This is a genomic window from Cupriavidus sp. YAF13 (genome assembly GCF_052113425.1).
Classification (GTDB): domain Bacteria; phylum Pseudomonadota; class Gammaproteobacteria; order Burkholderiales; family Burkholderiaceae; genus Cupriavidus.
Genome location: NZ_JBFRDD010000104.1, coordinates 1 through 10,391, shown reverse-complemented (window position 1 = coordinate 10,391; position 10,391 = coordinate 1). Strand labels below are relative to the sequence as shown.

Here is a 10,391-nt window from a genome sequence, read left to right as displayed (position 1 = left end):
GGCCGGCTGTTGCGCTTCGAGCAGGAAGGTCAGGTGACTGGAAAGCATCGCGCCCGAAAGTTAACACTTCGGCGCAGCGTTTACAACTTCCTCTGACGCTACATACAAAAATGCCGTTCAGCTCTTAACTGAACGGCATTACACCTTCGGGTGCCCTTTTTTTTTGTGATGCCGTTGCGACTCGGAACGCGCGCGGAGCGCGCTCGGGATTCGCTCAGAACTGCTCGATCCACACCGCCAGGCGATCCGCGGCAAACTCCGCAGTGCGATCGGTGGGGCGGTAGACGATGGAGTCGCCCTCCCGCACGGCCTTGAGCGCGCCGCCGGTTTCGTCCAGCCACAGCAGCCCCGCCAGCCAGGTGGCATGCTGCGCGGACACTTCCTTATCCACCGGTTCGCCCAGGTACTCGGCAAGCGCGGCACCCTGGATCCACACCAGGGCATCGCCATCGCGGCGCACGTTGGCTGCACCTTCCGTTGCGGCCAGCGTCTCGGCCAGTGCCGCCACCGCATCGCCGGCTCCACGGCCGGCGAGCTGCGTGCGCAGCGCGGCGAGCTTGACCGCCACGGCGTGGCCGAAGGTGCCGCTGCGGCGGCTTTCCGCCGCCACCAAGTCGGCGTAGTCCATCAACAGCCAGTCCGGCTCGGGATTCTGCACGCCGACCAGCGCGGCCGAGGCCAGATAGGTGTCCACCGGCTGGAAGCGCTCCGGGCCGATCAGGCTGGCCGACAGCGTGCGGATCAGGCCGATGCGTGCGGCAATGGTCTGCCGCTGCAGCACGCTCAGTTTCTCGCGCAGCAACTGGTCGCGCTCCTTGCGCAGGCCGGCCATCTCAAGCGCCTGCTTGAGCTCCATGCGCAGCGAGGTGATGTCCCACGGCTTCTTGATATAGCGATGGATCTGCCCCTCGTTGACGGCCGCGACCGTATGCTCGATCTCCGAGTAAGCGGTGGTCAGGATCCGCACGATGTGCGGATAGCGCTCGCGCGCGTAGCGCAGCAACTCGTTGCCATACTCGCCCGGCATGCGCTGGTCGGAGACCAGGACCGCAAGGCTGTCCGCGTGCGCATCCAGCAGCGCCTTGCCCTCTTCAACCGAGCCACCGGTCACGACCGGCGCCAGGGCTCCGATGGCACGCTGGAAATACTTGACGGCCGTCGCCTCGTCATCGACGAACAGAATCGCCGGTGATGGTGCCTGCGTGGCATTCGGTTCGTTCATCGATCACTCCTATGCATTCGACTCTTGGTATTGGGGAAATCCAGCGTCACTGTGGTACCCGCACCGGACGTAGACTCGATCCGGATGCCGCCACCGAAAGACTGCATGACACGGTTGCAAAAAATCATGCCCAGTCCGTTGCCGCCGGTACTCGCATGGGTGGTGACCGGATCCACCAGAAGGCGCCCCATCACCTCAGATGGTATGCCCGGGCCGTTGTCGCAGATGCGGATCGCGGCATCGGGCTCGGCCGCCACCACGAAGCGCAGCGAAGGCGAGTCGACGCCGTCGAGCGCCCGCAGCGCATTGGACAACAGCGACGACAGCACCAGCGCCACGCAATTGGGCAGCGTGCGCACGGCAAAGTCGTCATGCATTTCGATCTTTACCCACTCACGCTGCGGCCCGGCAAAGGGGTAGGTGTCGAGCAGCGCGGCGATCAGGCCGCCAGCGGTCACTTCCCGGCTGGCACCCGCTTGCGTGCTCGGCCGGCTGCCGCTGCTGCGCACCGACTGCAGGAACGACGAAATCACGGCCAGGCAATACTGCGCGTTGTCGTGCATCGACGTGGCCGCCTGGCCAATCTCGCTCTGGCGCAGCGGATTGTATTCCGCCGCGATACGGCTTTCGATACCGCGCGCAAAATTTGCGATCGCCGCCAGCGGCGTGTTCAGTTCATGCGCCAGGAAGGCCAGCGTCTCGTCGATCGCCATCAGGCGCTGATGGCGGATCGAGCGTTCGCGATAGCGCTCGGCGGCCACCCGCAGCGCTTCGCGCACCTGGCCCAGCTCGATGGGCTTCTCCAGGATGCGGAACACTTCGCCAGTGTTGACCGTCTGCAACAGCATGTCCTTGTCCGCGTAGGCGGTCACCAGGATGCGCACGATCTGCGGGTACTCGAGCGCAACCTGGCGCAGCAGGTCGCCGCCATCGCGCCCCGGCATGCGGAAATCCGTCACCAGCACGGCGACGCGCGCGCTCTCCCGGCGCAGGATGCGTACCGCTTCGTCGGCGCCGCTGGCGACCAGCACCTCGTACTCCGCGCCGACCGCGCGGGCGAAGTACTTGCATGCCATTTCCTCGTCATCGACGTAGAGCACGGTAAGCCGTGGTTGACGGGCGTCGCTCATGGCATTCTCAGTCGGCTCGGGGCAGGTCGAAGCTGAACGAGGCCCACTTGCCCAGTTCGCTCTCGGCAAACAGCACGCCGCCGTGACGCTCGATCACCGCATAGCTGATCGACAGGCCAAGGCCCAGGCCCTGGCCGACTTCGCGCGTGGTGAAGAACGGCTCGAACACGCGCGCCAGGTGCTCTTGCGCGATGCCCGGCCCGTTGTCCTTCACGGTCACATGCAGCCGGCGCTCGACCCACTTCACGGTGGTATGGATGGCCGGGGCCTGCGTGCCGGCCTTGCGCATGGCCAGCGCGGCGTTGGAAAACAGGTTGATCAGCACGCCGATCACCGCGGCTTCATCGCCCAGCACCAGCGTATCGGTCGGCAGCTCGCGCGTGACGGCCACCCCGCGCAGCTCATGCGCGGTCAGCCGGATCGAGGAATCGAGCGCCTTCTCGAACAGGAAGGGCGTGCCCTCCGCTTCAGCACCGGGCTTGCGATAGGCGAAGGTTTTCAGGTCCGACACGATATGCTGGATGCGTTGCATGCCCTGCTTGGCGTCGACCAGGCACTCCTGCAGCATCGGCTCGTTCTTGGCCACCGGCTCTTCCAGCGCGACCTCGATCGCCATCAGGCAGAAGTTGACCGGGTTGTTGACCTCGTGCAGCAGGCCCGCGGCCAGCGTACCGATGGCGGCCATCTTTTCCTGCTGCAGCATCTGGCCCTTGATGTCGACCAGCTTGCGGTTGATCACTTCGAGCTCGCCGTTCTTCTCCGCCACTTCGGCCTTCAGCCGGAACAGCATGAAGCGCGCCCGTTCATTGAAGAAGGTATAGACCGCGCTGGCCGCCGCGGCGAACAGCAGGAACAGCGAATTGACGATGAAGGTGCCAGCCGGCTCGATGCCGCCGGAATGCAGCACGCAGGCGAGCAGGTAAAACAGGTAGGACAGGATCCCGAAGACCAGGTTCTGCCACAGGCCGAACGGCAGCGCGATGCCAGACGCGAAGATCGCGAGATTCAGCCCGACGTAATACGGCGACTCCACGCCATCGGTATGCCAGATCATCCACGAGATCATGATCTGCGGCAGCAGCAGCCACGACAACGTCAGCCATGGCGCAAAACGGCGCCCTGCCGTGCTGTACAACAGCATCACGATGCCGGCGATCAGCAGCGAAACCAGCACGCGCGCCACGGCGAAGGGCGCCTGCAACTGCGGATACTGGCCGTAGTCCAGCCCCACGCCGAGCAGCACCAGCACGATGGCGGTATAGGCGCCGCCGCGGCTGAAGGCCAGGCGGAAATCCGCCAGCTCGGTCTGGTAACCCGCGTAAAGTTGATTGGTGCTCATGGCTGGGCCGGCTACTGGCGTTTCAGAGGATGATCGCTTCCGCGAACACATTCACCCCGGTCTGGTCGACGTAGAGATTGTGATCACGGGATTGTTCGGGCAGCAGCATACTCATCCTGGCCTCGTCGCGATAGATCAGGTACCACTCCAGCAGGTGTTCCATGCCGAATTTCTCCGGATTGTCCGAATGGACGTTGGTTACCAGCAACTGGCCGCCCGGCCGCGTACGCGCGGCAAAATAGCTCAGCAGGCGGGAACACACCTTATCAGACAGGTAGTCGAACAACCCGGCGCAATACACCGCATCGAACTCGCGCAGCCCGGCGTCGTCTGGCGCGATCTTGCGCTTGAGCAGCTCATGTACCGATTGATGCAACATCTCCACCGACACCTTGTGCCCCGCCGAGGCGGCCGAGCTCTCGATGGAGGACTTGGTGTAAGCCAGGGTCTCCTCGCTGAAGTCGACCAGCTGGAACGACAGCAGCTCGGGCTGCGGATACTCGCGCACGAAGCGCTGGATCTCGAAGGCCGGGCCGCAGCCGACATTGAGGATGCGAAACGGCCTGCCGGCCGCGCGGGCGGCATCGGCCTGGCGCGACAGGAAATCGACCAGCAGGTCGATCCGGTTGCGGTGGGCGGTCGCCACGGCCGCCTTGAGGAAGGCCGTATTGACGATCTGGAAGTAGGTGGTCGGGCCCTGCTGCGGATCGTTCAGGATCTGGTTGACCATCTCATAGTCGCCCGCATAGCCCAGCGGCTTGGTGAAGGTGCGGTAGACAAAGGGAGCGCGCAGCAGCAGCGGATGCAGGGCCGATTGCGCGTATGTGCGGTGCACCGGCGCGATCTCCGCGTCCACCTGCTCGGCCTCGCCTTCAAGCCGGTCGAGGTAGGTCTTGACCTTGAGCATGATTGGCGTGGCGAGCTCGTAGAACACGTCCTCGCGCAGCCGTCCGTCGGTCTTGGGCAGGTTCTCGGTCAGGTCGACCTGCTCGACCCAGCGCGAGACTTCCGAGAGAAACGCGCGCATTTCGTTGACCACGATCTGGTAATCGCGCCGGATATTGAAGCGCGCATCCCAGTCGTTGATGAACAGTTCGGCCTCGCGCCCAACCGATTTGGGTTCATTGGGCAGGTCGCTCAGCTCGCGCCATTCATCGATCAGCGTCAGCGATACCACCGCGGTGAGGCCGGTGTTCACCAGGCTCATCACCACCGCCTTGCCCAGGTAGGCGTTCTTGCTGCCCATGCGCACACTCAGCTCGCTCAGCACCTCGCTGACCTGGACGATCGAGTATGGATTGTAGATTTCCATCACCAGAGCTTTTCTCTGGAGATTGATAATTGTGCCCCGCACCTGCTCGCCCTGCGAGTTGCGGAAACTAACCACCGGATCGATTTGCGTTTGGGAGTACACGGTATTGCGCCAGAGAAATCCGAAAAACGCTGCCGGCCGCCCAGTTCAACATGCATCATTGACTGGCCGGGTACAGCTCGTAGGGCGATGGATCGCTACGCTAGGCCAGTATCAGGGGGTACTGCTGGGATACATGTCGGTAATCGGTTGCGGGCATGGGCGTCCTGATGTTGGCACGCGCGCGACTACACCCTGGTAACTGTGACTGAGACTGAAACTGAAACTGAGTGAGGCTGTACTGGATGAGACTGTAACTGAATCTTAGCGGATCATTGTACTGTGGGCGCCATGTGCAGACAACACAACCTGCGCAAGCCCGCCCGCCGAGCCGGGAACGACGGAAACCGCCGGAAATAAAGCAAAAGGCCGGGAATGCTCCCGGCCTTTTGCCTTGCTGCTTGAATGCGCGGCGCCGCAGGACAAAGCCCGGGCATCGCGCAGCCTGTGCCGTCCGTCCTGGCTGGCCTTTTTAGTCGACGCTTGGTCGGCGCTTAGTCCGCCTTTACGCCTTCGACCTGGATCGCCAGCTTGACCTCGGGCTTGAAGCCCATCTTCACGCCGTAGTCGATACCGAAATCGGCACGGTTGAAGGTGCCCACCGCGTCAGCACCGCAGGCTTCGCGCTTGAGCATCGGATGCTGGATGCACTTGAACTCGCGGATCTCCAGCTTGACCGGCTTGGACACGCCGTGCAGGGTCAGCATGCCATCGACTTCAGTCGGCACATCGCCGTTGAACTTGGAGAACTTGCCCTTGTAGGTGGCTTCGGGGAAGGCTTCGACGTTGAACATGTCAGGGCCCTTCACGTGCTGGTTCAGCTTGCTGTTGCCGAAGTCAACCGAGGCGGGATCGATCTTGATGTCCACCGAGCCGGTCTTCGTGGCGCGGTCCAGCGTCACCACGCCGCTCGACTTTTCGAACTTGCCGCGCCAGGTCGACAGGCCGCCCAGGTGGTCGGCTTCGAAGCTCGGGTACGTGTGGGTGGGATCGAGGTTGTAGGTCACCGTGTTGGCGGATGCGACGCCGACGGCGGACAGGGCCGCGACAGCGGCGAGGATGGTGCGCAATTTCATGAGAGCTCCCGGCAAAAAGTTGGGGATAAACAGCAAAGGAATGGCAGGGAAGATGGGCGCCGCGCGCTTACTTCTTAGCCAAGGTCACGATACGGAATTTGATCTGAACGTCGTCGGCCACCACGGAAGTGTCCTTCCATTCGCCGTCGCCGATGTTGTACACGGTGCGCTTGATCGGCAGCACGCCTTCAAACACCTGGCCGGCGGCATCCTGGCGATAGCTTGCCGGAATCACGACGTCCTGGGTCTTGCCCTTGATGGTGAGCTTGCCCGCCACCTCATACTTGCCGGCGGCGCCGGCCTTGATGCTGGTCGACTGGAACACCGCCTTGGGGTACTTGGCCGCGTCGAACCAGTCGCGCCCCTTGACCTCCTTGGTGGTCTCGGCGTCTCCGATCTCGAAGCTGGACACGTCGATCTCGACCTTGGCCGAGGACGTGGCCAGCTTGGCGGGATCGAACGCGACCGTGGCGTCGAATTTCTTGAACTTGCCCTCCATCGGCACGCCGATCTGGCGGGCCGTCGCGGTGACCGAGCTCTTGGCTGCGTCGACCTGGGCCCAGGCGTAGTTGGCTGCGATGCCGGCAGTGGCCAGCGTGGCTGCCATCAGGAGCGCGCTCGGGCGGGGAATGCGTTTCATTAAAAACTCCTGTCGCTAAGAGGGCCATGCGGCCCTCGGTCATTTATCAGTATGTCGGTACGTCGGTACGTCGGTACGTCGGTACGTCGGCTTACTTGAGGAACGGCAGCATGCGCGCCAGCGTGCCATCGCGCTCGATGAACTGATGCTTGATGGCAGCCGCCGCATGCACTACGACGATCACGGCCATCAGGTAGTTCAGCCAGATGTGGACCAGCTTGAGGATTTCCTTGAGCTCATCGTTCTTCTCGATCAGCGCGGGCAGCTGCCAGATGCCGAAGTAGACCACGGGAACCCCTGAAGCCGAGCTGTACAGGTAGCCCGTGATGGGCACCACCACGATCAGCGCGTAGAGCAGCAGGTGAGCCGCGTGCGCGGCCTTGGCCTGCCAGGCCGGAGTGCCCGCAGCCGGTGCCGGCGCGCGGTGGGTGGCGCGCCACAGCACGCGCAGCACGGCGATGGCAAAGACGGTCACGCCGATCCACTTGTGCCAGGAAAACAGCTTGAGCTTGAGCATCGACAAGCCCGGGATGCTGGTCATGTACAGGCCCAGCCCGAAGGCGGCGAAGATCAGCAGCGCGATGATCCAGTGCAGGCCGATCGCCGTCGCCCCATAGGCGGATGTCGGCTGCGGCGCTGCGGCAGCGCCGGCGTGGGCGCCGGCTTTGGCTTGGGAATGCATGGATAAGGACCCCTGCCCTTGCGGGCGTTTCACTATCTTTTACTGAACGGCAATTACTGCTGCTCCTTGAATTCTCGCATTATTGTGCGGCGGGCAGGTTGCGGAACGGTCCGAAATTCATGAAATCATTCAAACCATTTGAAGTGACATTTCGCCGCAGCCGGCAAGCCGTGCCCGCGCCGGCCGCCCATCAACAAAAAAGCCATCCCCGGGGATGGCTTTTTTTGCACCGCGCCGGCCGGCAGGCCGGGAGCATCACACGCGTTCGGCGAGGCTGGCGGCACGGCCGATATAGGTGGCCGGGGTCATTTCCAGCAGCAGCTTCTTGGCATCGTCGGGGATCGCCAGGCCGGTGATGAAGGTTTGCAGCGCCTCGCGCGAGATGCCCTTGCCGCGCGTGAGTTCCTTGAGCTGCTCGTAGGGATTGGGCACGCCAAAGCGGCGCATGACGGTCTGCACCGGCTCGGCCAGCACTTCCCAGCAGTTGTCGAGGTCCTCGTCCAGGCGCTCGGGGTTGGTTTCCAGCTTGCCCAGGCCGCGCAGGCAGGCCTCATACGCCAGCAGGCTGTAGCCGAAGGCCACGCCCATGTTGCGCAGCACGGTGGAATCGGTCAGGTCGCGCTGCCAGCGCGACAGCGGCAGCTTTTCCGACAAGTGGCGCAGCACCGCGTTGGCCAGGCCCAGGTTGCCTTCCGAGTTCTCGAAATCGATCGGGTTGACCTTGTGCGGCATGGTCGACGAGCCGATTTCGCCGGCCTTGGTGCGCTGCTTGAAGTAGCCCAGCGAGATATAGCCCCAGATGTCGCGGTTCAGGTCGAGCAGGATGGTGTTGGTGCGSGCGATGGCGTCGAACAGCTCGGCCATGTAATCGTGCGGCTCGATCTGGATGGTGTAGGGATTGAAGGTCAGGCCCAGGCGCGTTTCGATCACCTGCTTGGAGAACGCCTCCCAGTCGAAGCTGGGGTACGCCGACAGGTGGGCGTTGTAGTTGCCGACCGCACCGTTCATCTTGCCCAGCAGCTCCACGCGCTGGATGCGCTCGATGGCGCGCGCCAGGCGTGCCGCCACATTGGCCATTTCCTTGCCCAGCGTGGTCGGGCTGGCCGGCTGGCCGTGGGTGCGCGAGAGCATCGGCTGGCTCGCATTGGCATGCGCCAGCTCCACCAGGCGCGCGTGCACGCGTTGCAGCGTGGGCAGGATCACGCCTTCGCGGGCGCCCTTGAGCATCATGCCGTGCGAGGTGTTGTTGATGTCTTCCGAGGTGCATGCGAAATGGATGAACTCGCTCGCGGCTTCCAGTTCGGCGTTGCCCTTGACCTGTTCCTTGAGCCAGTACTCCACGGCCTTCACGTCATGGTTGGTGACCGCCTCGATCTCCTTGATGCGCGATGCCTGGGCTTCGGTGAAGTTGTCCACCAGCGCCAGCAGGGCCGCTTCCGAGGCCGGCGAGAACTTCGGCATGTCGGGCAGGCCGGCTTGCGACAGCGCGATCAGCCAGTGCACTTCCACCTTGACGCGGTTGCGCATGAAGGCCGCTTCCGAGAGCCACTCGCGCAGCGCATCGGCCTTGGAGGCGTAGCGGCCATCGATGGGAGACAGGGCGGTGAGCGGGGAGAGCGAGGAAGAAGACATGCTGGGAGACCGGAGGGATGGAGGGAAGTGGTTACGCAAGCGTGGCCGGGCGGGCAGATTACGCGGGCAAATAGCCGGGCGAGGCCCGCGCGGGCCGAAGTGGCCGGCGACATGGCCGAAACCGCTCTAAAGAGGGGAAAAGACACAAAAACAGGTCCAATTCGCCTCAAAAAGTGAACAATTCGGCGCAAAAACCGACTGACGGCACGACGGAAAGCGGGCATTTTACCATCGCGGCCCGCCTTCTGTGGACGCGTTCGCGGGGCCGGGCAGCGCTCACGTCTCAGCATGGCGACACGGCAGGCAGGCGCCGCGCACGCCCGGCACATCCCGGACGGGGCACGGGTATACTCGCGCTCGCCGATCCGCTAGCCTGTTATGAAGTGCATCGGGCATGCCGGCCGCGCGAGGCGCGACCGATGCACTTCATAACAAGCTCGAGGGGAGTCCATGAAGCTGTATGCATCGCAAACCAGCCCTTACGCGCGCAAGGTGCGCGTAGTGATGGCGGAAAAGAAGATCGATTACCAGATGGTCGAGGTTGACGTGTGGTCGCCGGACACCACCATCTCCCAGTTCAATCCGCTGGGCAAGGTACCGTGCCTGGTCATGGAAGACGGCGGCGCGATTTTCGACTCGCGCGTGATCGTCGAATACGTCGACACCCTGACGCCCGTCAGCCGCATGATCCCGCAGGGCGCCCGCGAACGCGTCGAAGTGCGTTGCTGGGAAGCGCTGGCCGACGGCCTGCTAGACGCCGCCCTGCTGGCGCGCCTGGAACACACGCAACGCGAGCCCGAGCAGCGCAGCGAACGCTGGGTCACGCGCCAGCTCGGCAAGATCGACGCGGCGCTGGTGGCCATCGCCGACGGCCTGGCCGACCGGCCCTGGTGCTCGGGCAACCATTACTCGCTGGCCGACGTAGCCGTGGGCTGCGCGTTGTCGTACCTCGACTTCCGCTTCCCGGACATCGCCTGGCGTGAGCGCCACCCGCGCCTCGCCGTGTACCAGGACAAGCTTGCCAAGCGCCAGTCGTTCATCGACACGGAACCGCCGCGCGCCTGACGCGTCGGTCGACGAGAAGATAAAAACCGGCCATAGAGCCTAATGCCGTTCAGTTAAGAGCTGAACGGCATTTTTGTATGTAGCGTCAGAGGAAGTTGTAAACGCTGCGCCGAAGTGTTAACTTTCGGGCGCGATGCTTTCCAGTCACCTGACCTTCCTGCTCGAAGCGCAACAGCCGGCCGACTTGGACTTGA

General features: G+C 63.6%; 9 protein-coding genes. 1 reads left to right on the top strand and 8 read right to left on the bottom strand.

The genetic code is table 11. The annotated features are described in order from the left end of the window. Positions 1–214: 214 nt before the first annotated feature. From AB4061_RS39715 to purB, 8 genes are all read right to left on the bottom strand, one after another. Positions 215–1,222 (bottom strand): response regulator, encoded by a 1,008-nt coding sequence (locus AB4061_RS39715; protein WP_441641536.1) that lies wholly within the window; start codon positions 1,220–1,222, stop codon positions 215–217. Beyond that, positions 1,219–2,352, bottom strand: coding sequence for an ATP-binding protein (locus tag AB4061_RS39710; RefSeq protein ID WP_441641535.1), 1,134 nt, complete (start codon positions 2,350–2,352; stop codon positions 1,219–1,221). The genes AB4061_RS39715 and AB4061_RS39710 overlap by 4 nt, the downstream gene beginning before the upstream one ends. Before the next feature lie 7 nt (positions 2,353–2,359). Next, on the bottom strand, positions 2,360–3,691 hold the full coding sequence (locus AB4061_RS39705; RefSeq protein WP_441641534.1) for a sensor histidine kinase: 1,332 nt from the start codon (positions 3,689–3,691) through the stop codon (positions 2,360–2,362). Between the two features lie 22 nt (positions 3,692–3,713). Next, positions 3,714–5,105, bottom strand: coding sequence for a class I SAM-dependent methyltransferase (locus AB4061_RS39700; protein WP_441641533.1), 1,392 nt, complete (start codon positions 5,103–5,105; stop codon positions 3,714–3,716). A 491-nt stretch (positions 5,106–5,596) separates the two neighbouring features. After that, positions 5,597–6,178, bottom strand: coding sequence for a YceI family protein (locus AB4061_RS39695; RefSeq protein ID WP_441641532.1), 582 nt, complete (start codon positions 6,176–6,178; stop codon positions 5,597–5,599). A 67-nt stretch (positions 6,179–6,245) separates the two neighbouring features. Continuing rightward, the gene (locus AB4061_RS39690) at positions 6,246–6,818 is read right to left on the bottom strand and encodes a YceI family protein (protein ID WP_441641531.1); all 573 of its coding nucleotides are present in this window, start codon (positions 6,816–6,818) and stop codon (positions 6,246–6,248) included. Between the two features lie 91 nt (positions 6,819–6,909). Further along, a complete protein-coding gene (locus tag AB4061_RS39685) occupies positions 6,910–7,500 on the bottom strand; it encodes a cytochrome b (RefSeq protein ID WP_441641530.1) in 591 nt (196 codons plus the stop codon). Between the two features lie 255 nt (positions 7,501–7,755). Then, positions 7,756–9,132 (bottom strand): adenylosuccinate lyase, encoded by a 1,377-nt coding sequence (gene purB / locus AB4061_RS39680; RefSeq protein WP_441641529.1) that lies wholly within the window; start codon positions 9,130–9,132, stop codon positions 7,756–7,758. A 450-nt stretch (positions 9,133–9,582) separates the two neighbouring features. On the opposite strand from purB, the gene AB4061_RS39675 reads away from it, so the two are divergent. Beyond that, complete coding sequence (locus tag AB4061_RS39675) at positions 9,583–10,197, top strand: glutathione S-transferase family protein (RefSeq protein ID WP_441641528.1); 615 nt, start codon at positions 9,583–9,585, stop codon at positions 10,195–10,197. Positions 10,198–10,391: the final 194 nt, after the last annotated feature.

Coding starts and splice junctions, on each gene's coding strand:
- AB4061_RS39675 (WP_441641528.1), top strand. CDS start 9,583: ATGAAGCTGTATGCATCGCAAACCAGCCCTTACGCGCGCAAGGTGCGC.
- AB4061_RS39705 (WP_441641534.1), bottom strand. CDS start 3,691: ATGAGCACCAATCAACTTTACGCGGGTTACCAGACCGAGCTGGCGGAT.
- AB4061_RS39690 (WP_441641531.1), bottom strand. CDS start 6,818: ATGAAACGCATTCCCCGCCCGAGCGCGCTCCTGATGGCAGCCACGCTG.
- AB4061_RS39685 (WP_441641530.1), bottom strand. CDS start 7,500: ATGCATTCCCAAGCCAAAGCCGGCGCCCACGCCGGCGCTGCCGCAGCG.
- AB4061_RS39710 (WP_441641535.1), bottom strand. CDS start 2,352: ATGAGCGACGCCCGTCAACCACGGCTTACCGTGCTCTACGTCGATGAC.
- AB4061_RS39695 (WP_441641532.1), bottom strand. CDS start 6,178: ATGAAATTGCGCACCATCCTCGCCGCTGTCGCGGCCCTGTCCGCCGTC.
- AB4061_RS39715 (WP_441641536.1), bottom strand. CDS start 1,222: ATGAACGAACCGAATGCCACGCAGGCACCATCACCGGCGATTCTGTTC.